This is a genomic window from Mycobacterium farcinogenes, from assembly GCF_019739075.1.
Lineage (GTDB): Bacteria > Actinomycetota > Actinomycetes > Mycobacteriales > Mycobacteriaceae > Mycobacterium > Mycobacterium senegalense.
Genome location: NZ_CP081673.1, coordinates 2,156,435 through 2,177,264, shown reverse-complemented (window position 1 = coordinate 2,177,264; position 20,830 = coordinate 2,156,435). Strand labels below are relative to the sequence as shown.

At 67.1% G+C, this 20,830-nt stretch carries 23 protein-coding genes; 9 read left to right on the top strand and 14 right to left on the bottom strand.

Features of this window, described 5'->3' with window-relative positions; translation table 11 throughout:
• Positions 1–6: 6 nt before the first annotated feature.
• From K6L26_RS10310 to K6L26_RS10300, 3 genes are all read right to left on the bottom strand, one after another.
• Entirely contained in the window at positions 7–1,362 is a 1,356-nt protein-coding gene (locus tag K6L26_RS10310; protein WP_221853083.1) for an LLM class flavin-dependent oxidoreductase, read from the bottom strand.
• Positions 1,363–1,468: 106 nt separating this feature from the next.
• Positions 1,469–1,837 (bottom strand): hypothetical protein, encoded by a 369-nt coding sequence (locus K6L26_RS10305; RefSeq protein ID WP_230983481.1) that lies wholly within the window; start codon positions 1,835–1,837, stop codon positions 1,469–1,471.
• Positions 1,838–2,003: 166 nt separating this feature from the next.
• Positions 2,004–2,885: an LLM class flavin-dependent oxidoreductase gene (locus tag K6L26_RS10300; protein WP_036394959.1), complete on the bottom strand. Its 882-nt coding sequence runs from the start codon at positions 2,883–2,885 to the stop codon at positions 2,004–2,006.
• Between the two features lie 48 nt (positions 2,886–2,933).
• Between K6L26_RS10300 and K6L26_RS10295 the strand changes: the two genes are divergently transcribed.
• The 4 genes from K6L26_RS10295 (at position 2,934) to K6L26_RS10280 (ending at position 6,254) form a co-directional block, all read left to right on the top strand.
• On the top strand, positions 2,934–3,347 hold the full coding sequence (locus tag K6L26_RS10295; protein WP_019348037.1) for a VOC family protein: 414 nt from the start codon (positions 2,934–2,936) through the stop codon (positions 3,345–3,347).
• Between the two features lie 78 nt (positions 3,348–3,425).
• Positions 3,426–4,700, top strand: a complete 1,275-nt coding sequence (locus tag K6L26_RS10290; protein ID WP_245008717.1) for a sensor histidine kinase — start codon at positions 3,426–3,428, stop codon at positions 4,698–4,700.
• A complete protein-coding gene (locus K6L26_RS10285) occupies positions 4,688–5,332 on the top strand; it encodes a response regulator transcription factor (protein ID WP_036394954.1) in 645 nt (214 codons plus the stop codon). The genes K6L26_RS10290 and K6L26_RS10285 overlap by 13 nt, the downstream gene beginning before the upstream one ends.
• 31 nt (positions 5,333–5,363) lie before the next feature.
• The gene (locus K6L26_RS10280) at positions 5,364–6,254 is read left to right on the top strand and encodes a DUF4097 family beta strand repeat-containing protein (protein ID WP_221853082.1); all 891 of its coding nucleotides are present in this window, start codon (positions 5,364–5,366) and stop codon (positions 6,252–6,254) included.
• On the opposite strand, the gene K6L26_RS10275 is transcribed toward K6L26_RS10280, so the two are convergent.
• Together K6L26_RS10275 and K6L26_RS10270 are read right to left on the bottom strand one after the other, a co-directional pair.
• The gene (locus K6L26_RS10275) at positions 6,251–7,273 is read right to left on the bottom strand and encodes a nitronate monooxygenase (protein WP_221853081.1); all 1,023 of its coding nucleotides are present in this window, start codon (positions 7,271–7,273) and stop codon (positions 6,251–6,253) included. The genes K6L26_RS10280 and K6L26_RS10275 overlap by 4 nt on opposite strands.
• On the bottom strand, positions 7,273–7,797 hold the full coding sequence (locus K6L26_RS10270; protein ID WP_221853080.1) for a GNAT family N-acetyltransferase: 525 nt from the start codon (positions 7,795–7,797) through the stop codon (positions 7,273–7,275). The genes K6L26_RS10275 and K6L26_RS10270 overlap by 1 nt, the downstream gene beginning before the upstream one ends.
• A 56-nt stretch (positions 7,798–7,853) precedes the next feature.
• Between K6L26_RS10270 and K6L26_RS10265 the strand changes: the two genes are divergently transcribed.
• Entirely contained in the window at positions 7,854–8,237 is a 384-nt protein-coding gene (locus K6L26_RS10265) for a VOC family protein (protein ID WP_221853079.1), read from the top strand.
• A gap of 3 nt (positions 8,238–8,240) precedes the next feature.
• On the opposite strand, the gene K6L26_RS10260 is transcribed toward K6L26_RS10265, so the two are convergent.
• Entirely contained in the window at positions 8,241–8,711 is a 471-nt protein-coding gene (locus K6L26_RS10260; protein ID WP_019344910.1) for an Rrf2 family transcriptional regulator, read from the bottom strand.
• A gap of 106 nt (positions 8,712–8,817) precedes the next feature.
• On the opposite strand from K6L26_RS10260, the gene K6L26_RS10255 reads away from it, so the two are divergent.
• Positions 8,818–9,309 (top strand): nitroreductase family deazaflavin-dependent oxidoreductase, encoded by a 492-nt coding sequence (locus K6L26_RS10255; RefSeq protein ID WP_019344909.1) that lies wholly within the window; start codon positions 8,818–8,820, stop codon positions 9,307–9,309.
• On the top strand, positions 9,306–10,343 hold the full coding sequence (locus K6L26_RS10250) for a hypothetical protein (protein ID WP_221853078.1): 1,038 nt from the start codon (positions 9,306–9,308) through the stop codon (positions 10,341–10,343). Before K6L26_RS10255 ends, K6L26_RS10250 begins: the two co-directional genes overlap by 4 nt.
• 9 nt (positions 10,344–10,352) lie before the next feature.
• Here K6L26_RS10250 and K6L26_RS10245 read toward each other — a convergent pair whose 3' ends face one another.
• The gene (locus K6L26_RS10245; RefSeq protein ID WP_036394941.1) at positions 10,353–10,949 is read right to left on the bottom strand and encodes a cysteine hydrolase family protein; all 597 of its coding nucleotides are present in this window, start codon (positions 10,947–10,949) and stop codon (positions 10,353–10,355) included.
• 43 nt (positions 10,950–10,992) lie between these two features.
• On the opposite strand from K6L26_RS10245, the gene K6L26_RS10240 reads away from it, so the two are divergent.
• Complete coding sequence (locus tag K6L26_RS10240; protein ID WP_221853077.1) at positions 10,993–11,481, top strand: hypothetical protein; 489 nt, start codon at positions 10,993–10,995, stop codon at positions 11,479–11,481.
• Here K6L26_RS10240 and K6L26_RS10235 read toward each other — a convergent pair.
• From K6L26_RS10235 to K6L26_RS10220, 4 genes are all read right to left on the bottom strand, one after another.
• On the bottom strand, positions 11,468–12,211 hold the full coding sequence (locus K6L26_RS10235; RefSeq protein ID WP_221853076.1) for a 3'(2'),5'-bisphosphate nucleotidase CysQ: 744 nt from the start codon (positions 12,209–12,211) through the stop codon (positions 11,468–11,470). The two genes, K6L26_RS10240 and K6L26_RS10235, sit on opposite strands and share 14 nt — an antisense overlap.
• Complete coding sequence (gene cysN, locus K6L26_RS10230; RefSeq protein ID WP_019348635.1) at positions 12,208–14,052, bottom strand: sulfate adenylyltransferase subunit CysN; 1,845 nt, start codon at positions 14,050–14,052, stop codon at positions 12,208–12,210. The genes K6L26_RS10235 and cysN overlap by 4 nt, the downstream gene beginning before the upstream one ends.
• Positions 14,052–14,990: a sulfate adenylyltransferase subunit CysD gene (gene cysD / locus K6L26_RS10225; RefSeq protein WP_019348636.1), complete on the bottom strand. Its 939-nt coding sequence runs from the start codon at positions 14,988–14,990 to the stop codon at positions 14,052–14,054. Before cysD ends, cysN begins: the two co-directional genes overlap by 1 nt.
• Before the next feature lie 92 nt (positions 14,991–15,082).
• Positions 15,083–16,417 (bottom strand): MFS transporter, encoded by a 1,335-nt coding sequence (locus K6L26_RS10220; RefSeq protein ID WP_221853370.1) that lies wholly within the window; start codon positions 16,415–16,417, stop codon positions 15,083–15,085.
• Positions 16,418–16,524: 107 nt separating this feature from the next.
• On the opposite strand from K6L26_RS10220, the gene K6L26_RS10215 reads away from it, so the two are divergent.
• The gene (locus K6L26_RS10215; RefSeq protein ID WP_221853369.1) at positions 16,525–16,914 is read left to right on the top strand and encodes a PaaI family thioesterase; all 390 of its coding nucleotides are present in this window, start codon (positions 16,525–16,527) and stop codon (positions 16,912–16,914) included.
• 89 nt (positions 16,915–17,003) lie between these two features.
• On the opposite strand, the gene K6L26_RS10210 is transcribed toward K6L26_RS10215, so the two are convergent.
• The 3 genes from K6L26_RS10210 to K6L26_RS10200 all read right to left on the bottom strand — a co-directional run bounded on the left by K6L26_RS10210 (position 17,004) and on the right by K6L26_RS10200 (position 20,825).
• Positions 17,004–17,495 (bottom strand): beta-class carbonic anhydrase, encoded by a 492-nt coding sequence (locus K6L26_RS10210; RefSeq protein WP_076212712.1) that lies wholly within the window; start codon positions 17,493–17,495, stop codon positions 17,004–17,006.
• A gap of 118 nt (positions 17,496–17,613) precedes the next feature.
• Positions 17,614–19,542: an ArnT family glycosyltransferase gene (locus K6L26_RS10205; protein ID WP_221853075.1), complete on the bottom strand. Its 1,929-nt coding sequence runs from the start codon at positions 19,540–19,542 to the stop codon at positions 17,614–17,616.
• On the bottom strand, positions 19,539–20,825 hold the full coding sequence (locus K6L26_RS10200; protein WP_047039690.1) for a bifunctional glycosyltransferase family 2/GtrA family protein: 1,287 nt from the start codon (positions 20,823–20,825) through the stop codon (positions 19,539–19,541). Before K6L26_RS10200 ends, K6L26_RS10205 begins: the two co-directional genes overlap by 4 nt.
• Positions 20,826–20,830 lie beyond the last annotated feature (5 nt).

Sequence of the window (20,830 nt, the reverse complement as noted above, 5' to 3'; positions counted from 1 at the left end):
CCCCTGTCAGCTCGCCGCCGACACGGTGGTGTCCGTGGCGGTGGCGAATCGGTTGGCCGGCCGGTCCAGGCCGAGATGGTCACGAAGGGTGGTGCCGCTGTACTCCTCGCGGAAGATGCCGCGGCGCTGCAACTCTGGGACAACATGGTCGACGAAGTCGGACAGGGAGGACGGCAGGGCCGGCGGAATGAGGTTGAAACCGTCGGCCGCACCCGTGGTGAACCACTCCTCGATGGTGTCGGCCACCTGTTCGGGCGTCCCGGCGAACAATCGATGTCCCCTACCGCTGCTCAGCCGCAGCAGAAGCTCCCGAACGGTGAGGTTGTCGGTCTCGACCAACCGCTTCACCAGGGCGAGCCGGCTCTTGATGAACGTGTCGCCCGGGTCTTCTGCGGGGAAGCTCAGTTTCCGGTCGAGGTCGTCCTTGGTGACCGTGAATCCGACGATGGCGCTGAGTTGTTCGAGCCCGTAGTCGGGCACGGTGAGTTCTTCCAGTTCGCGCTGCCGCTCGCGGGCCTCGGCTTCGGTGCCGCCGATGATCGTCGACAACCCGGGCAGGATGTGTACCTGGTCCGGGTTGCGACCGTGGCGGCGGATGCGGGCCTTGACGTCGCGGTAGAAGTCGCGGGCTTCCTCCAAGGTGGGCTGCGCGGTGAAGATGGCCTCGGCGTACCTGGCGGCGAGATCCTTACCGGGCTCGGAAGATCCGGCCTGGAAGAGCACCGGATGCCCCTGTGGCGAGCGCGGTACCTCCAGCGGACCGGCCACCTCGAAATGAGGGCCGGAGTGATTGATCGCGTGGATCTTGTCGGGGTTCACAAAGCGGGGCGCCACCTTGTCGCCGACGATGGCGTCGTCTTCCCAGCTGTCCCACAATTTCAACGCGACCTGAAGGAACTCGTCTGCGCGCCGGTACCGCGCCGCCGGGTCCGGATGATTCGGCGCCCCGAAATTGGCTGCGGCAGAAGCATTGGCCGTCGTCACGACGTTCCAGCCGGCCCGCCCCCGGCTCACGTGGTCGAGGGTGGCAAACCTCCGGGCCAACCCGTACGGGTCGTTGTAGGTGGTGGACGCCGTCGCGATCAGGCCGACATGGGTGGTCGCGCCGGCCAGCGCCGAGACGAGGGTGACCGGGTCGAGTGCGTCGAACGGACGGAACTCGGTCTGATCCTTGAGTACCGGATGGTCGGCGAAGAACACCGCGTCGAGCTTGCCGCGCTCGGCGATGCGAGCCAGCTCGACGTAGTGGCCGATGTCAGTGATGCCCGCCAAGTCGGTTTCGGGCAGGCGCCACGCCGCTTCGTGCTGGCCGATGTTGCGCAGGAATGCGTTGAGGTGCAACTGCCGAACGGGCGCAGCCATTGAGACGAGCTCCTTTGGACGGTGAACGGGCTACGTCCATTTCAGGGGCCGGTAGGCAACGCGAGAACAGTTAAGATCAGCGAAATTCCAGCTAACACGCAGGGGCCTAGCCCAGGCCGGTCCATTTCTTGAGGACCTTGCCGGGGAAGCCGCCCCACTTCTCGGCGGTCTTGCCGGGGAACGACGCCCACTTCTCGGCGGTCTTGCCCGGGAAGCCGCCCCACTTCTCCGCGGTGTCGCTCGGGAAGTTCGTCCACTTGTCCACGATCGGGCTCTCGGGCAGGTCGACACCGCCGGTGAGCGCGCTCTTGGCGGCATCGGTGACGGCATCGGTGACAGACGAATTGACGCGGTCGCACGGCGAGCACCCGACGGTGCTGTTGTCCTTGGAATCGGCCGACGCCGGCGCGGACAACGCCACCGCGGCGCCGATGGCCCCGGCCGCGAGGGTCGTGGCGATCAAACTCTTCTGCATCATGGGTCCCCAACTGTCGTATCCGACGCCGCCTGACGACGACAGATTGACACGCTAGTACCAGAACCGCGGGAGCGCTGGGTGAAGTTGAGCGACCGCGGTGGTTTGCTGTGGCTACCCCGTCGCTTGCCCACATTCGACCGCGCGGGCCACACCGGAGGGTAGGTCAGGCGAAGATTTTCGCCACCTCTGCCACCCGGCGCAGCTGATCGATGTCGGAACTGGTCGGGATCAGGTGGACCTCGTCGGTGCCGATGTCCTCGAACTTGCCGAGGACATCGATCAATTCCTCTTCGGTGCCGGCCCACCCGGTGGTGGGCGCCATGGCGTCGACGAATTCGGCCGGGATCCAGTTCATGTACCGGCGCAGATGGCGATGCACCTGGGCGCGTGCTTCCTCGGGCTTGCCGAGGGCGAACCAGAACGATGTGGCCAGGTGCGGCTTGGGTTTACCGGCGGCGGCCCATGCGGTCCGGGCGATGTCGAACAACTCGGCCTGACGGTTCAGATCCAGGTCCAATGTCGTGCCGGCCACACCGTCGGCCCAGGCCGCGGCATCGCGGATGGTCTTGGGGCCGATGGTCCCGATCTGCAGCGGTGGGCCGCCGGCCTGCACCGGTGGCGGCCCGACCGGAAGCACCGACTCGGTGACCTTTTCCCCGGCCCAGACCCGCTTCATCACCGCGACGCGCTCGGCCATCGCCCGCCGGGTCTGGGTTGCCGGGTCCGCGCCGACGGCGTGGTAATCCTCGTGACGGCCGCCGACACCGATACCCACGGTCAGCCGGCCACCGCTGAGCAGATCGCCCGTCGCGAGCCCCTTGGCCAGCATCACCGGATCGTGCAACTGCGGCACGATCACGGTCGTCACCAGCCGCACGCGGTCGGTCCACGCCGCCAGCGCCCCCAACAGGGTCAGGCTGTCGGGGTTGTCGAACGCGATGCGCTCACCCCAGCACAGCGACGAGAACGGACCCCCGTCGATGACGCGGGCCCAGGACCGCAGCGTCGTCGCATCCAACTGAGGCTCCATAACCGGCATCGTCATCCCCACGCGCACGCATGAATTCTGTCACGTGAGTGGCAGCATGAACCCATGGCCATCACCACGTCCTCGGTCGCTCATGTGCGGCTCACGGTCACCGACATCGAACGGTCGCGGCAGTTCTACGAGAGCGTGTTCGGGTGGCCGGTCCTCATCGAGCTGCCGCAGGATGCCGAACCGGCGGTCCGCGCCCGTCTCAGTTTCTTGTCCGGCGGGGTCATCTACGACGCCGGGGCCACGCTGGTCGGCCTGCGTCCGGTCGGACGCGACGCATTCGACGAGAACCGAACCGGTCTGGACCACTTGGCCTTCCGGCTGAAGAACATCGCCGAGCTGGACGACGCCGCGGCACACCTCGATGGCCTGGGCATCGCGCACGAACCGGTCAAGGACATCGGACCGTCCTTCATTCTGGAGTTCCGGGACCCCGACAACATCGCGTTGGAACTCACCGCACCGAAGTAGGCCTGGGGGATATCCCCCAGGGGCATTCGGAGGAAAACGTTGTGTCGCCAGGCCGCTCTACTTCGTAGGTTTGAAGCCATGGTCGCAATCAGCGAAGCCGCCCACCGCGCCCCCACCGTCGGCCTCGTGCCGACGGCGTCGATGATCACCGGTGCCGCACTGGCGCTGGTGTGGTTCTGGATTCCGTTGTCCATCATGGTCATCGGGTTCTCCTCGATTCCGTCGGTGATCGGATTTCTGCTCGCCGCGGTGGTGTTCATCTACCTGGTCCGGGGCGTCGAGTGGGTCGAGCGGGCCCGCAGTGAAGCGGTGTTCGGCCTGGGTATCGGCGTCCCGCCACGGCAGCTGTCGCCGCACACCGGATTTCAGGGCTGGGCACACCAGCTGTGGCTGGACCTCAGCAGCACCCGGTTCTGGAAAGGCTTCTGCCACCACTACCTGCGGATGATCTACGACATGCTGGCCACCGGCCTGGCGTTCGCGTTGCTCGCCTTCGCCTTCGTGGGCCCGGCCGCCGCCGTGGCGATTCGCCAGAGCGATGAGGACGCCGGCCTGGTCTTTCTCTCACCGCCGATCGCCTGGTTGCTGGCGATCGTCGCGGTGATCGCTGCGGCCGCCCTTTTGATCTTCGCTCCCACCATGGACGCCGCGATCGACCGATGGCTCTTGCCGCCCTCGCCCACCGCCGCACTGGAGTACCAGGTCAGCGCGCTGGCCGATGCCCGTCAGGGCGCGGTGTCCTCGGCGCAGACCGAACGCCACCGCATCGAACGCGATCTGCACGACAGCGTGCAACCACGGCTGGTGTCACTGGCGATGACGATCGGACTGGCCCAGACCAAGCTGGAATCGGATCTCCCCGCTGCCAAGGCGTTGATCGCCGAGGCACACGACGATGCCAAGAACGCGCTGGTGGAACTACGCAACGTGGTGCGCGGCATCGCCCCCACCATCCTGTCGGATCGAGGCCTCGACGCGGCGTTGTCATCGGTGGTGCAGCGAACCGAGACCTCCGGGGTACCCACCACACTGCACATCGAACTCCCGCGCCGGTTGTCCGACGAAGTGGAATCCGTCGCCTATTTCGTGGTCGCCGAGGCATTGACCAACATCGCCAAGCATGCCAACGCCTCGCAGGCGGTGGTCACCGTGCGGTTGGACGAGGACGCCGACGTGCTGCACGTAACGGTGTTCGACGACGGTCAGGGCGGTGCCGTCACCGACGCGGGCGAGCATGCGACCGGCCTACGTGGACTGGACGAGCGGGTACGTGCCGCAGGAGGCACGTTCGAGGTGTCCAGCCCCGCCACCGGCCCCACGATCGTCACGGCGGTGCTGCCATGCGCATCGTGATCGCCGAAGACTCGGCACTGCTGCGGGCGGGCATCGAACGGATTCTGGCCGACGCCGGGCACGAGGTGGTCGCCGGCGTGCCCGACGCCACCGACCTGCTGCGGCTGGTCAACGAGCATCATCCCGACCTGGCCATCCTCGACGTCCGGATGCCGCCGACGTTCACCGATGAGGGCATCCGCGCCGCAGCCCTACTGCGCAGCCAGAACCCGGAATCCCCCGTACTGGTGCTGTCCCACTACGTCGAGGAGCGTTACGCAGCCGATCTCATCGCCTCGGACACAAGAGGATTCGGCTACCTGCTGAAGGACCGGGTGGCTGATGTGCCCGCGTTTCTCGATGCCGTGGCAGTGGTGGGCAGCGGAGGCACGGTCCTCGATCCCGAGGTGGTGTCACAGATCTTGGTACGTTCGGCTCGCCACAGCGCTCTGGACCAACTGACCCCGCGCGAACGCGACGTCCTGCAGTTGATGGCCGAGGGAAAAACCAACTCGGCGATCGCTGCGGCACTGCATATTTCGGTCGGTTCGGCGGAGAAGCACATCGCCTCGATCTTCACGAAGTTCGACCTCGCTCCCGACGAGAGCGAGAACCGCCGGGTGTTGGCGGTGCTGCGTTACCTCGAGACCTAGATCGAACGCCGCCACGGGAAGGAACGTCATCGTGACCACCATCGCCCCTCCGCCCCCGGTCAATACGCCGCCTCGGCTGAATCCCGGTGGGCGCACCACATTCCGCCTCGTCCTGATCACGGCGGCGTCACTGCTGGTCGCCGGTACCGTGGCCGCGCTCGGTGTGACGGCCTGGGCCGTGAGCAACGTCCGCGTCGTCACCGACCATCAAAGCCTGCCCGCGACCATGCGAACCCTGGTGATCGACACCACGCACATCCCCGTCGCGATCCGCATCACCGCCGATCGTGAAACCCGCGAAGCCGCAGCGGATCTGCGTCTGGTGAACACCTCGCACAGCGGCGCGCACAGCCTTCAGCTCACCACCGACGGCGACGAGACGCGGATCGCCATCATGGGCAATCCTTCCCGCATGCTCGAGTGGGCCCGTGGCGGTGAGATCACGATCGCGGTACCACCGGAGCAGGCCCGGCGCCTGACGGTACGCACCGAGCAGGAGCTCGGAACCGTGATCGCACAGGCCGATGTGGATCAGTTGATCTCCCGCGTCACCGATGGGGCGATCATCCTGCGCGGGGCTGCCCGCCGCATCGAAGCCCACACGGTCGACGGCGAGATCGTCTCACGCGATCCGATCGCCGTCACCGAAGAGTTCAACGCCACCACGTCCGACGGGGACATCACCGTCGACTTCCGCGATGCCGCGCCGCGGCGGGTCGACGCGACGAGCCGCAACGGCGATGTGGTGATCGGATTACCGGAACGCGGACCGTATCTGGTGCACGCGCAGTCGGGAGCCTCGACGCAGGTCCGTGTCGTCGAGACGACTGATCCCAAGACCGCGGCCGCAGAGGTCACCGTTCGCTCCGACGATGGCGACGTGGTTGTGGAGCGGGTGGGCCCAGGGCAAGGGCGGGGCTAGGCCGGGGCCACCCGGTCGAAGATCTCGGCCACCGACCCGGGCCGGGCCTGACGCCATCCGGTGCCGGCCCACACGTTGGTGGCCTGCGGGTCGCCGGCGGCGACCGAGGCCTTGCGCACCGGGCTGGTCAGGTAGTGGATCTCGGGGTAGCCGAGCGGGGCCTCCGCATCATGTTCGGTGATGAAGCGGTTGCGCAGCCCTCTGGCGTACCGGCCGGAAAATGACCGGGTGACAACGGTTTCGGTGAACTCCGGGCTCTGCAGGGCAGCGCGGTGCACGGCGCTGCTGCCGGCTTCGTCGGCCAGCAGGAACGCGGTACCGAGTTGGGCGGCCACCGCACCGGCGGCCAGCACACCCGCCACGTCGTCGGCGCTGACCAACCCGCCCGCCGCGACAACCGGGACGTCCACCGCTGCCAGCACGTCGGCCAGCAGATGGTCCAGCGATTGCGACGCGGGTGAGGCAGCGGGGTCGAACGTACCGCGGTGCCCACCCGCTGCAGGCCCCTGTACGGCGAGGGCGTCGATCCCACGACCTACCGCCAGCCAGGCTTCGTCCAGCGTCGTCACCGTCCCCACGGTGGTGATGCCCGCACCGCGCAACCGGTCGATCTCAGGCGCGCTCGGCAAGCCGAAGGTGAACGAGACCACCTCTGGACGCACGTCGAACACCAGGTCCAGTTTCGCCGCCCACGCGTCGTCGTCGTAGCGCGGAGCACCCAGCTCCACCCCGTAGCGCTGGGCCTCGCCGGCCAATTCTGCGGCATAGGCCTGGATCTGTTCGGGTGTCCCCGCGCTGGGTTGCGGCGCAAAAAGATTCACCCCGAGCGGTTCTGTGGTCAAACTTCTTGCGGCAGTGATCTTCTCGGCCAGCGCGTCGGCGGTCAGGTAGCCGGCGGCCAGAAAACCGAGCCCGCCGGCGTTGCTGCCGGCCGCCGCCAGCTCCGGCGTCGAGGGCCCACCGGCCATCGGTGCCACGATCACCGGCCGCCGCAGTCCACGAATATCAAATGTGCCCATCACCGCACCGCCTTCCCGAACAGCAGTACGTCCTGCGGTTCTTCGCTGATATTGGGAAACATTCCGTAGCGCGCCAGCCTTCCCTCAAGTGACAGACCACACCGTCGTAACACCCCTGCCGAACCGGCATTGTCGACGTGACAGTGCGCCGTGACCCGGTACACCGTGGGATCGGCTTGCACATCGGCGAGCATCAACGAAACCGCCTCCGACATCAGACCGCGTCCCCACCATGGCCGGGCCAGGCAATAACCCAGCTCCACCGAGTACGGCTGTGGGCGTCGCCGAGCACACAATCCCACTACCTCGCCGTCCACCTCGATCAGCCAGGTCTGCTCGTCGCCGACGTTGAACAACGTGGTGATCACGCGGCGTGTCTCGGTCACCCCGGAGTGCGGGGGCCAGGCCAGATAGCGCGTCACATCAGGATCAGAAGCGATCCGGGTGTACAACGCTTCGGCGTCCTCGACGACCGGTGGCCGCAGCCGCACCTGTGGCCCGGCCAGAATCTGGGTTTTGGGCATGGTCCCCATCCTGCCCCGTTGCCGGTGCCACCCGTCCAGCGGTTTACTGGACGGGTATGGCAATCACCTTCAACCACACCATCGTGGCCGCCAAGGACCGGCAGGTCTCAGCCGAGTTCTTCACCGAGTTGTTCGGCCTACCGGCCCCGCAGGAGTTCGGTCCGTTTCTCGCCGTGACGCTCAATCACGGGGTCAGCCTTGATTACGCCCAGGTAGGTGCCGGCGAGGACATCCGGCCACAGCACTACGCGTTCCTCGTGTCCGAGGACGAGTTCGACTCGATCTACGGCAAGATCCGCGACCGCGGCCTGCAGCACTGGGCCGATCCGCATGGCCAACACCCAGGCGAGATCAACCACAACGACGGTGGCCGCGGGGTCTACTTCCAAGACCCGTCGGGGCATTACCTGGAGATCATCACGCGCCCGTACGGCGGCTGACCTTCACCGGTGCCCGCGCTTGTGCTCCTGGTCGCGGTAGGCGTCGGCCAGTTTGTCGACATGCCCGGGCAACGAACCGGCCGCCACATCGGCCAGGCTGGTCTCCTCGAGCACCGAGCGCATGCTGGCCCGCAGGGCTCGCCAGACGTCGGTCAGCGCCGCCGTCGGGCCGGAATACGGCAGATCCCCCAACCCGATGTCGCGCACGCTGGCCAGCGGCCCGTCGATGCAGCGCAACACGTCGGCGATGCTGATGTCACCTGCAGGCCGCGCCAGCTCGTAGCCGCCGTCGCGGCCCCGGTGACTGCGCACGAGTCGGTCGGTGCGCAGGGCGGTGAGGATGTCGACCAGGAACTGCGCCGGGATTCCCTGCGCCTTGGCCAGGTCATCGGTCTTGACCAGCTCACCTTCGGCGACCGTCGCGAGCTGGACCATGGCTCGGACGGCATACTCCGCCTTCGCCGACATCCGCATGCCCTCAGATTGTGCCAGGCCAGCATCGTCCGGCGGCCCCGGACCTAACCCTTGCAGGATGCAATAATTTCAGTAGCTGACAATGCCGAGAAAGGGGACGGCAGTCGTGAAGATCATCAAGAACGTCGGTCCGCCCAGCGGATTGAGCAGGCTCTTCTACCGCGCCCCCATCCAGCTGTATCGATGGAGACTGGGCTGGCTTCTCGGCGAACGTATTCTGCTGCTGCACCACGTCGGACGAGTAACCGGCAAGCGACGTGAGGTGGTCCTCGAAGTTGTCGACCACGACAAGGCCACCGACAGTTTCGTCGTCGCATCCGGCTGGGGTCCCACCGCGGCGTGGTACCGCAACATCTTGCATACTCCGGAGGTGACCATCGAGGTCGGCAGGCGGACCCTGCCAGTGACCGCCCATCCGCTGAACCAGGCCGAAGGCGCCGACATCTTCGCCCGCTACGCGGCGCGGCACCGGGTGAGCGCCAAGTATCTGCTGCCACGACTGATGGGATTCTCCGTCGACGGTACCGAGGCCGATTTCCGGGCAGCGGGAGAGCGCATTCCGTTCGTGCGGTTGGTGAAACGGTCATCCGCCACGTGACACGCCGCAACCTGTGGCGCCGCTGGGCGATGAGCTTGGGTCTCATTGTCGTCACCGCAATCGCGAGCGCATGCCACGCCGACCCACCCGACCGCAGCGCAGATGTCGCACGCTTGGCACGACTGCTCGGCCAGATGCCCGGGGTCCAGACGGTCCACCACACCGTGACCAACCGCCCGGCCCAGGGCCTGGTGCGCTTCACCATTGACGTCAAGACCGACGCGGGGATCACCGAAAACCAGTTCGTGGCAACGGTATCCCGGTACCTACAAGGCCTCACGATGGTCAACTACACCGGCTACCACACCGAGCTCACCGCTCACCACGGCTGGAACGTCTTCGCAATCGACAGCGGCAGGCTACCCGTCGGCAACGATCAGCAGGTCATCTCACAGGCCCGCGACTGGATCCGCCTTCGACACGAATTCCCCACGGCCACAGTACGTCTACGGGCCACGGTGACCCACCCCGACGGCCGGTTCCCGATGCAGGAATGGGGGCATTCCGACCTCGGTTCAATCCGACTGGCCGATGCCACCGATTACCGCGACGTAGCCGCAGCGGTCACCACACTGTCCGAGAAGTTCGCCGATCTGGCCAACCTGACCTGGACGATCAGTGCCGGTGATGACCACCCCGCCGACATCAAGAGCACCCGACGCTTCCCCACCGCGCGCGAACTCGACATCTGGAAGCAGCTGAACGCCGATCAGACCATTCCGCACATCGACAGGCTCACCGTCAACGGCCGCGTGCAAGCGCCGGTATGGCTGGCAGAACAGACGCGCTCCCACGACCCGGCTGATGCCGTGGCACTCGCCCACCGGCACCTGCCGCTCGTGACAACTCTCGGCGGGGCGGCGCTCTACACCGCCAGCGACCAGATACAAGGGCACATCACGGGTAGCGGGCAAGCCACCGGCCCCATCGCCGTCACCGTCGGCGGGTGCACCGCCCGCGACCTGATGGTCTACCAGCCATCAGCGGCCGAGCAGGCGCTGATGGGCAAGTACGAGACCTGCAGGCACCCGTAACGACAGCCGTCAGTCCGGGACTGCCTGTGCGTCCGGCACCACGACCGCGAACAGGTCCGACATCGCGGCCAGGCTCGCCGATTGCATGACCGCGGCAGGCACAGGTGTGCTGTCCGGACCCGCCAGCGTGCGGGTGGCGGTGGCCGCGGCCACCACTGTCGGGGCGTACCCGAGGTTGAAAGCGCCGCGCGCGGTGGAGTTGACGCACATGTGCGTCATGAAGCCGGCGAGCACCAGGTTGGACGCGCCCAGCCCCTTGAGCCGATCGTCGAGATCGGTCTGCACGAACGAGTTGGGGAACTGCTTGACCACCACCGGTTCTCCCTCGCGCGGGGCCACCGAAGCGACGATGGCACCGCTCTCGCCCTCGATGTCATACAGCGAGCCAGGGCCGTCGGAGTGCTGGATGTGGATGACCGGGATGCCCGCACTGCGGGCCCGGTCGAGGAGTTCGGCCGTCTGCTCCAAGGCCGCCTGCACCCCTTCGAGCTCCATGATTCCTTGGGTGTAGGTGTTCTGGCAGTCGATCAGGACCAGGGTGGAATCGGCGAGGCGGGCCGGTGCGGCCGGCAGGCTGGCCAATTCGCGCAACGTAGGGCGGGTCATCTTGGTGAGCCTAGTGACCCGTCGGCGCATTTAGGCTCCAATGATGGGTCTACCGGATTGGTCAGGGGCCAAGATCAGGCTGGTCATGCTGGCAGTCGCGATGCCGGTGATGCTGATCATGGTTGCGGTTGGCTACGCCACCGAGGACAGTGAGGAGCCCAGCGCGGACTGCCAACGCGCCGACCAGATCGCGCACCAGTGGGTGAACGTCGTTCCGGGTGTTGTCCAGGGGATGGGAGTCGGTGAAGTCGACCCCAACCTGGCGCGAGATGCCGGCGAGGCGGCCACCGCAGTTCGGGACGACGCTGCCTCGATCGAAGACCACGACCTGAAGCGGCAAGCGCTGAGATTCGCCGATGCGCTACAGCGGATCAGCCAGGGCAATCCCAGGATGCCGCCGAGCGGATGGCCCGACAAGAACTTCGTCGGCGGCTTCCAGGATGGAACCGACGCGCTCCACGAACTAAAAGTCCCCTGCCCCAACGTCGGAACCGATGAGCTGCCCGCCGGCGTGCGGACTAGCGCGCCGTGACGGCCAGCACCCGGTCGGCCAGCTCGGGCCGGCACACGATCAGATCCGGCAGCGTGGGGTCGGCCGAGTTGTAGACCAACGGCGAGCCGTCGATGCGCGAGGTGTGCAGGCCCGCCGCGCGCGCCACCGCGACCGGCGCAGCCGAATCCCACTCGTACTGGCCGCCGGCATGCACGTACACGTCGGCGACCCCGCGGATCACCGCTGCGACTTTGGCTCCGGCCGAACCCATTGCGACCAATGTCCCGTCGAGTGCCTCGCGCACGGCCAGCGCCACCGCGGGCGGCCGGGTGCGAGACACCACGACCCGCGGCGGGCCGTCGAACGGACGTGGTGCGGCCACCTCCGGTGTGGACAACGTGGTGTTCTGCGCGGGCAACGCGACCGCGCCGGCCACCAGTTCACCTGCACTCCACAGGGCCACGTGCACGGCCCAATCGTCCCGGCCCAGTTCGGAGAACTCTCGGGTGCCGTCGAGCGGGTCGACGATCCAGACCCGCTCGGCGCTGAGCCGTGCCGGGTCGGCGCGCTCGTCGGCCGTGGCCTCCTCGGACAGCACCGAGTCCCCGGGAACCAACTTGGCCAGCTCGGCCATCAGGAAATCATGGGACTGCTTGTCCCCGGCCGCTTTTCGCTCGGCCGCCGGGGCATCGGCGTAGTCGGCACGGACGTCGAGCAACAGATCCCCGGCCCTGGTGGCCAGCCGGGCAGCCAGTTCGTGATCGTTCACGACGGCAAACCCAGCAGCTCGATCACCATGTCGGCCAGCTCATCGGTGCTGTGGTCGGGAGTGAGTCGCAGATCCGGGTTCTTCGGCCGCTGGTACGGGCTGTCGATACCGGTGAAGTGGGTGATCTCACCAGCGCGGGCCTTGGCGTACAGGCCCTTGGGATCGCGGCGTTCGCAGTCCTCCAGCGGGGTGTCGCAGAACACCTCGAAGAATTCGAGGCCGGCATCCGTGGCGACCTTGCGGGCCAGTGCGCGGTGCTCCTCGAGCGGGCTGATCGCGGGCACCAGCACCACCTGGCCGGAGTCGGCCAGAATTGCCGCGATGTGGGCCAGCCGGCGCTGGTTCTCGGCCCGGTCGGCCATCGAGAAACCCAGGTCCGCGTTGAGCCCGTGGCGCAGGTTGTCGCCGTCCAGAACGTACGCCGGAACACCCTTTTCGAGCAGTTTCTGCTCGACGAGCATGGCCACCGAGGACTTGCCAGATCCGGACAGGCCGGTGAACCACACGGTCCGGCCCTTCGACAGCCGGTCCTCTGCGGTGCACAGCGACTCGTGCCGAACGGTGTTGGGGCTCGCGGTGTCGTTGCGGGTCTCGCGCAGCACCATGCCCGCGCCCACAGTGCCGTTGGTGTTCGGGTCGATCAGGATGAACGATCCGGTGGCAGCATTGCGGCTGTACTCGTCGAGCAGCAGCGGCGCCTGGGTGCGCAGCGAAACCCGGCCCAGCTCATTGAGTTTGAGCGCTGTCGCGGACTTGTCCCGGTGCAGGGTGTTGACATCGAGGCGGTAGTCCAGGCCCGTGACCTTGGCCCTGGTAGTGCGCGTGGTGTGCTTGACCAGGTATTCGCGGCCCGGTTCCAGTGACGATCCGTCGGCCATCCAGCACACCGTGGCGTCGAAATCCTGGGTGACGCGCGGCTGGTTGTTGGGCCGGGCGATCATGTCGCCGCGGGAGATGTCGATGTCGTCGGAGAGGCTGATCGACACCGCCATCGGCGGGAATGCCTCGTCGACCACACCGCTGGGGCCGTCGATCTGGGTGATGCGGGTGGGCTTTCCGGCCGGCAGCACGATCACGTCGTCGCCGGGACGCAGCACACCACTGGCGACCGTGCCCGCGTAGCTGCGGTGGTCGGCGTGCTCGTGGGTCTGCGGCCGGATCACGTACTGCACCGGGAAACGGACATCGACGAGGTTGCGGTCACCGGCGATGTAGACGTCCTCGAGGTGACTCAGCAGCGACGGGCCCTCGTACCAGGGAGTGATGTCGGACTTGGTCACCACGTTGTCGCCCTTGAGCGCCGACATCGGGATGGTGGTGACGTCGTGCACGTCCAACCGGGCGGCGAACGCATGGAACTCGTCGCGGATCGCCTCGAAACGCTCCTGGTCCCAATCGATCAGGTCCATCTTGTTGACGGCCAGCACGATGTGCTGGATGCCCAGCAGCGAGGCCAGGAAGGCGTGCCGACGCGACTGCTCGAGCAGGCCGTGGCGTGCATCGACCAGCACGATGACCAACTGCGCGGTGGAGGCTCCGGTCACCATGTTGCGGGTGTACTGGATGTGCCCCGGGGTGTCGGCGATGATGAATTTCCGCTTGGCCGTGGCGAAGTAGCGGTAGGCGACATCGATGGTGATGCCCTGCTCGCGCTCGGCACGCAGGCCGTCGGTGACCAGCGCCAGGTCGGTGTAGTCGTTGCCGCGTTCCTTGGAGGTGCGTTCGACGGCGGCCAGCTGGTCCTCCATGACCGCCTTGGAGTCGAACAGCAGCCGGCCGATCAGGGTTGACTTGCCGTCGTCGACGGATCCCGCCGTGGCGATTCTCAACAACGTGCTCATCAGAAATACCCCTCGCGCTTGCGGTCTTCCATCCCGGCCTCGGAGATCCGGTCATCGGCGCGGGTGGCGCCGCGCTCGGTGAGCCGGGACACCGCGGTCTCGGCGATAACCTCGGAAACCGTTGCGGCCGTTGACTCGACGCAGCCGGTGCAGGTGACGTCGCCGACCGTACGGAAACGGACGGTCTTCTCGATCACCGGCTCGTCCTTGCGGGGTTGCATGTACTTGTGCACCGCGAGCAACATGCCGTCGCGCTCGAACACCTTGCGCTGGTGCGCGTAGTAGATGGACGGCAGTTTGATCTTCTCGGCACCGATGTAGGACCAGATGTCGAACTCGGTCCAGTTGGAGATCGGGAAGGCACGGATGTGCTCACCCTTGTGATGCCGGCCGTTGTACAGATTCCACAGCTCGGGGCGCTGAGCCTTGGGATCCCACTGGCCGAACTCGTCGCGGAAGGAGAACACGCGCTCTTTGGCGCGGGCCTTCTCCTCGTCGCGCCGAGCGCCGCCGAAGGCGGCGTCGAACTTGTTCTCCCGGATGCCGCGCAGCAGCGTCACGGTCTGGATCGGGTTACGCGACGGGATGGTCTCCACCACGCGGCCGGCGTCGATATCGTCCTGCACCTTGGCGACGACCAGCCGTGCCCCGTACTGCTCGACGAGTTCGTCGCGGGCCTGGTAGACCTCGTCGAAGTTGTGGCCGGTGTCGACGTGCATGACCGGGAACGGCAGCCGGCCGGGCGCGAACGCCTTGACGGCGAGGTGCAGCATGACGATCGAGTCCTTGCCGCCGGAGAACAGCAGCACGGGCTTCTCGAACTCGGCGGCGACCTCGCGGATGATGTGGATGGCCTCGGCCTCCAACGCGCGCAGGTGGCTCAGCTCGTAATTGCCGGCGCGGGCCGACTGCTGATCGGATTTCTGTGCAGTGGTCATCGCTTCCCCATTAAGTTGGTAGGAATGGCCAGAATTGCAAGCATGACCAGGAATCTAGCCGCCGCGCCGATGCGGTGTCAATGACGGCCTCCTCAGGCCCGGTGCCCACTGACGTGGGCACCCGCCCGCCGCGGTAGTCGCAACGTCGCGACCAAGGTCAACGCCAGCAAAGCCCCCAGGATCAGGTAGGTCACCGAATACGAGCTCAGCTGGCTGAGCAGCAGCGCCGCCACCGCGACGCCGAGGCCGGCCGCGAGCTCCTGCACCGAGGCATTCAGCGTGTTGGCATGGGTCAGACGCTCACCGTCGACGTCAGAAAACGCCAGGCTGTTGTAGGCGGTGAAGCCGATCGACCGCAGAGCTCCACTGACATAGAGGACGACGGCCATCACCGCCACCGGCAGACCCGGGCGCAGCGTGGCCAACAGACCGAAGCACACCACCGACGCCACCCCGTTGACCAGCAATACAGTCCGGATGCCGAACCGGCGCATCAACGGGGTGGTGACCGGCTTGATGGTCAGGTTCCCGGCGAACAGCGCGGCCACCATGACCCCGGCGGCCAGCGGCGTCCAGCCGAACTCCAGCTGAAACTGCAGCGGCAGTAGGAACGGCACGGCGGTGATCACCAATCGGTACAGCGACCCGGCCACCACCGTTATGCGCAGCGTGTGCACCTCCAACACCCGCAACTGCACGAGCGGGGCCGCCGCGGTGAGCAGCCGCCAGACCGCGGCGGCCAGCAGCACCAGCGCTGCGGCACCGCCGGCGATGACCAATCCCCAATCGGTCCCCGAGACCCGGATGCTCTCCAGTGCGATCAGGGCGGCAGCGATCCCCGAGCCGAGCGCCAGCAACCCCGGCCAATCCAGCGAGCGCGCCGTGGTCTGCGGCTCACCGCGGACGAGTCTGAGCGCCAGGACAATTCCGATCACGCCGATCGGAATGTTGACCGCGAAGATCCATCGCCAACTGCCCAACGTGGCGATCGCGCCGCCGAGCACCGGGGCGAGTACCGGCGCGGTGAGCGCCGGCCAGGTCAACAATGCGATGGCCCGCACCAGGTCGGCCTTACTGCTGTGCCGCAGCACCGCGAGCCGTCCGACCGGCACCATCATGGCGCCGCCCACCCCTTGCAGGATCCGCATCAGCACCAGCATGGGCAGCGAGGCACTCGCCGCGCAGCCGACCGAGGCCACGGTGAACACCACGATCGCCCCGATGAACACCCGGCGGACGCCGAACCTGTCGGCCAACCAACCGCTGGCCGGAATCAATACCGCAACCGTGACCAGGTACGCCGAGATCGCCACATTGACGTCGATGGCCTCGACACCGAACGAGGAGGCGATCAGCGGAATAGCCGGCGCGATGATCGTGGCATCAAGAATCTCCATGAACAGGGCCCCGGCCACCAGCAGCGCCATACCCCTGGGGAACGGCGGATTCACGGTGCGCTTACCCCGCAGGTAATTGAGATGCTGACCGCCGGCAGCAGACACTGGCGCCTATGAGTGTCCAGACCGGTCCGGAAGTGATGGCGCAGTTTCTCCCCCAGTCGCCGTTCGTGGCCAAGCTCGGCATCGTCGCCGAATCGCTCGACGGCCCCGAGGTCCGACTGCGGTTGCCCTGGGACCCGTCGAACATCACGATCGCCGACATGGTGCACGGCGGCGCGATCGCGGCGCTGGCCGACGTCACCGTGATGGCAGCGGCCTGGGCGCAGGCCGAGGTTCCGGATTCGCTTCGCGGAGTGACGGTCTCGATGACGGTGAACTATCTGGCGCCGGCGCGGGCCACCGACCTGATCGGCCTCGGGAGCGTGTTGCGTCAGGGCAGGGCCCTGGTGAACTGCGAGGTCGATATCGTCACTCCTGACGGCGAAGCGGTGGCTAAGGCCATCGCGACCTACAAGGTGGGGTGAGCGGGCGCCGGGAACAACTGAGGCGTTCGCGTTCGTAACGCCACGGCGAACAAACGGCCCGATCTCCGCCACTGCGTTACGAACGTGAGCTACCGCGTCACCTCGTCGAGCTTGCCGGTGGCGACGTCGAAGATGAAACCGCGCAGCGACTCGTGCCTGGTGACGAACGGGCTGGCCTCGATGCGCCGCAGTGACTGACGCACATCTTCTTCGAGGTCGACGAAAGACTCCGCAGCCCAGTTCGGCTTGATGCCGGTGTCATCTTGGATCTGTTGCTTGAACCCGTCGTCGGTGAAAGTCAGCATGCCGCAATCGGTGTGGTGGATCAGGATGATCTCCTTGGTCCCCAACAGTCGCTGGCTGATGGCCAATGACCGGATCTCGTCGTCGGTGATGACTCCGCCGGCGTTGCGGATGACGTGTGCCTCACCGTCGCCGAGCCCGAGGATGCGATACACATCCAGTCTGGCGTCCATGCACGCCACCACCGCCACGTGCTTGCTCGGCGGCAGCGGCAACGGCCCGGAGAAGGTCGCAGCATAGACCTCGTTGTTGGCCAGGTACTGGTCGGTGACAGACATATTTCGACGCTAATCCCGCCTCGTCACCGGGGCCAGAGGCAGAATCAGCCTGAGCTGATGGCGTGCCCCAGGCGGCGGCCGTCCTGCCGGGGGATGTGGACGGCCGCCGCAGTCGGGGTCAGGCGACAGGCGCCGACAGGTCGTACACCGGCACCTCGCCGACCATGGTCTTGGTGAAGTGCTGCCGAACCCAGGTGGTGATCTCCCCCGCACTGCCTTCGGGATCATGCGGCGGCCCGGGCGGCCCACCGCGACCACCCGCGGGCCGGTCGAGGAAATAGCGAACCTGGCCATCGGCCACGTATTGCTGGAACTGCGCGAGCGTCGGCGAGTTGTCGCTGCCGGTGAACCCGCCGATCGCCATCAACGACTCGCCCGTCTTGAGCTCGAGATCGCTGACCTGCATCGAGCCCACACTGGCTGCGGCCCAGCGGCCGTCAGCACCCGCGATGAGTTCGGACAGCGCCGGGTCGTCGGCCCGCCCGAAGCCGGGAGGCCCGCCAGGGCCGCCGAAGCCCATGTCCCGGTTGGGACCCGAGGTGGCCATCGGACCACCGCCGTGTACCTTCGCCACGGTCTCTATCGTGTAGGCCCCGGTGGCGGCGAGCCCGAAGGCCAGAGCTGCCACGGCCACCACCGCAGGCAACTTGCCCGGCCGGTGGGCAGTGATCGCCAGGGCGATCGCCGTCAGCAGCGAGCCGATCAACACGACCCAGCGCAGCGCAGGCAGCCAGTCCGGCGTCCGATTCAGCAGCACGAACGCCCACACCCCGGTGCCGGCCAGCATCGCCGCCAGCACCAAGCGCGCCACCAGACCCGCACGCACGCGCCATAATTCGACGACGGACATGCCCACCAGCGCGGCTACCGAGGGCGCCAGTGCGACGGTGTAGTAGGGATGGATGATCCCGTCCATGAAGCTGAACACCACCGCGGTGACGAGCATCCAGCCGCCCCACAGCAGCAGACCGGCCCGCCGACCCGAAGTACGTGCGGTGCGCCGGGTCAGCCACAGCGCCGCAACGAGGCCGATCAATGCGGCGGGCAACAACCACGACGCCTCGGTGCCCATGGACATCCCGAACATCCGGCCGATACCCGGATCGCCGCCGAACATCAGGCTCGGGCCACCGCCGGGGCCGTGACCGAAACCGGGTCCGCCTCCGGGTCCGCCCGGTCCGTGGCCCTCCTGTCCGAGGATGCGCTGCAATCCGTTGTAGCCGAACGCCAGTTGCAGCAGGCTGTTATCGGTCGATCCCGCGATGTACGGCCGGGAGTCCGCCGGCCACAGTGCCACCAGTGCGATGTACCAGCCCGACGAGATGACCATCGTGGCCGCGCCGATCAGCAAGGTGCCCAATCGTTTCCACACGCCTGCCACGGGCGCGGCGACCAGGAACATCAACGCCAGCCCGGGCACGATCAGGAAGGCCTGCAGCATCTTGGTCAGGAAGGCGAAACCGAGCGCACATCCCGCCAGTGCCACCCACCCGGCGCTGGCCCGAGCCGACACCGGCCCCACGGCGCGCACCATGAAGTACGCCGCCAGCACCAGCAGCAGCACCAGAAGGGCGTCGGGATTGTTGTAGCGGAACATCGAGGCCGCCACCGGCGTCAAGGCCAGTGCCGCTCCGGCGATCAGGCCGGCGATCGGGCCGCTGGTGCGCCGCACCGTGGCATACAGCAGTGCCACCGCGCCGACGCCCATCAAAGCCTGCGGCAGCAGCATGGTGAACTCGTTGAAGCCGAACAGCCGGCCCGACAACCCCATTGCCCACATCGCGGCCGGCGGCTTGTCCACCGTGATGGCGTTGCCGGCGTCCAGCGATCCGAACAGCCAGGCCTTCCAGGACTGGGTTCCGGCCTGGGCCGCGGCGGCGTAATAGCTGTTGGCCCATCCCGAGGAACCGAGTCCCCACAGGTAGAGCACCGCGGTGCCGGCCAGCAGCACCCAGTAGGAGGGTCGAACCCACGTCGGCGTCAAGGTCTTCGGCGTTTCCGTGGCCGGGGCGGCAGCAGCCGGTGCCGCGTCGACGGTTGTCGTCATCGTCCTGTCTCTCCATTCGGGCCGGTGGCACGTCGCGTCCGGGACGGGTGGAACACCCATCCCCGCAACAGCACGAAGCGCATCACGGTGGCCAGCAGGTTGGCCGCCACCAATACTGCGAGTTCGACGCCGCGGTGCGGTGCAGGCGCGACGATGTGCAGCAGGCCCAACGATCCGCTGGTGATGGTCAGCGCGATCGCGAACACCGTCAGCCCCTCCAGATGGTGGCGGGTGATGTTGCCGGACCCGGCGATACCGAAGGTGAACCGCCGATTGGCGGCGGTGTTTCCGATCGCGGTCACCAGGAGGGCGATCAGGTTGGCGGCCTGGGCACCGACGCCGGCGCGAAGCGCGGTGAACAGCAGCAGGTAGGCCAGTGTGGAGACCACACCGACGGCGGCGAAGCGCACCGCCTGGCGCAGCAACGATTGCGGTGCAGCTGATTTCCGTGACGACCCGAGCTGCGCGGCGATGGTGTTCACCGGAATCGAACCGTTGGCGAATCCGCGGAGCAAGCGACCGATGCCCTTGAGGTCGGCGGTGGCGGTGGCGACGATGTCGACCCGGCTGTCCGGATCGTCCACCCAGTCCACCGGCACTTCGTGAATACGCAGGCCGCTGCGTTCGGCCAGCACCAGCAGCTCGGTGTCGAAGAACCACCCGGTGTCGGCCACATGGGGCAGCAGCCGATGGGCGACGTCGGCGCGGATCGCCTTGAATCCGCACTGAGCATCTGAGAACCTCGCCGCCAGAGTTGATTTCAGGATCAGGTTGTAGCACCGCGAGATGAACTCACGCTTGGCCCCGCGAACCACGCGGGAGCCGCGGCCCAGCCGGGTGCCGATAGCGAGGTCCGAATGACCGGAGATCAGCGGGGCCACCAACGGTGCCAGTGCGGCCAGATCGGTCGACAGGTCGACGTCCATGTACGCCAGCACGGGTGCGTCCGAGGTCGACCACACCGCGTGCAGTGCGCGTCCGCGACCCTTCTCCTCCAGCCGCACCACTCGCACCCCGTCGAGCTCAGCTGCCAGTTCGGCGGCGATGCGCGGGGTGTCGTCGGTGCTGGCGTTGTCGGCGATGGTGATGCGCACAGGCACAGCGAAATTCTCGGCGAGATAGCGGTGCAGCCGTCGTACCGAATTCGCCAGCGCGGCCTGCTCGTTGTACACCGGCACAACCACGTCGAGCACCGGAACCCCGGCTTCCCGGGCGGCCAGTGCCGCGTTGGGCCGGGACGCGAATCGGAACCGCTGCTCGGGTTGTTCGACCAAGGTTGTCATGAGTT

What these genes read in the sequence shown, in the direction of transcription:
- cysN (WP_019348635.1), bottom strand. Translation starts at nt 14,052, where the DNA reads ATGAGCACGTTGTTGAGAATCGCCACGGCGGGATCCGTCGACGACGGC.
- K6L26_RS10220 (WP_221853370.1), bottom strand. Translation starts at nt 16,417, where the DNA reads ATGGCGCTGCTGGTGGCCGGGGCCCTGTTCATGGAGATTCTTGATGCC.
- K6L26_RS10205 (WP_221853075.1), bottom strand. Translation starts at nt 19,542, where the DNA reads ATGACGACAACCGTCGACGCGGCACCGGCTGCTGCCGCCCCGGCCACG.
- K6L26_RS10295 (WP_019348037.1), top strand. Translation starts at nt 2,934, where the DNA reads ATGGCCATCACCACGTCCTCGGTCGCTCATGTGCGGCTCACGGTCACC.
- cysD (WP_019348636.1), bottom strand. Translation starts at nt 14,990, where the DNA reads ATGACCACTGCACAGAAATCCGATCAGCAGTCGGCCCGCGCCGGCAAT.
- K6L26_RS10200 (WP_047039690.1), bottom strand. Translation starts at nt 20,825, where the DNA reads ATGACAACCTTGGTCGAACAACCCGAGCAGCGGTTCCGATTCGCGTCC.
- K6L26_RS10300 (WP_036394959.1), bottom strand. Translation starts at nt 2,885, where the DNA reads ATGACGATGCCGGTTATGGAGCCTCAGTTGGATGCGACGACGCTGCGG.
- K6L26_RS10270 (WP_221853080.1), bottom strand. Translation starts at nt 7,797, where the DNA reads ATGCCCAAAACCCAGATTCTGGCCGGGCCACAGGTGCGGCTGCGGCCA.
- K6L26_RS10285 (WP_036394954.1), top strand. Translation starts at nt 4,688, where the DNA reads ATGCGCATCGTGATCGCCGAAGACTCGGCACTGCTGCGGGCGGGCATC.
- K6L26_RS10210 (WP_076212712.1), bottom strand. Translation starts at nt 17,495, where the DNA reads ATGTCTGTCACCGACCAGTACCTGGCCAACAACGAGGTCTATGCTGCG.
- K6L26_RS10275 (WP_221853081.1), bottom strand. Translation starts at nt 7,273, where the DNA reads ATGGGCACATTTGATATTCGTGGACTGCGGCGGCCGGTGATCGTGGCA.
- K6L26_RS10240 (WP_221853077.1), top strand. Translation starts at nt 10,993, where the DNA reads ATGGGTCTACCGGATTGGTCAGGGGCCAAGATCAGGCTGGTCATGCTG.
- K6L26_RS10310 (WP_221853083.1), bottom strand. Translation starts at nt 1,362, where the DNA reads ATGGCTGCGCCCGTTCGGCAGTTGCACCTCAACGCATTCCTGCGCAAC.
- K6L26_RS10245 (WP_036394941.1), bottom strand. Translation starts at nt 10,949, where the DNA reads ATGACCCGCCCTACGTTGCGCGAATTGGCCAGCCTGCCGGCCGCACCG.
- K6L26_RS10305 (WP_230983481.1), bottom strand. Translation starts at nt 1,837, where the DNA reads ATGCAGAAGAGTTTGATCGCCACGACCCTCGCGGCCGGGGCCATCGGC.
- K6L26_RS10260 (WP_019344910.1), bottom strand. Translation starts at nt 8,711, where the DNA reads ATGCGGATGTCGGCGAAGGCGGAGTATGCCGTCCGAGCCATGGTCCAG.
- K6L26_RS10290 (WP_245008717.1), top strand. Translation starts at nt 3,426, where the DNA reads ATGGTCGCAATCAGCGAAGCCGCCCACCGCGCCCCCACCGTCGGCCTC.
- K6L26_RS10265 (WP_221853079.1), top strand. Translation starts at nt 7,854, where the DNA reads ATGGCAATCACCTTCAACCACACCATCGTGGCCGCCAAGGACCGGCAG.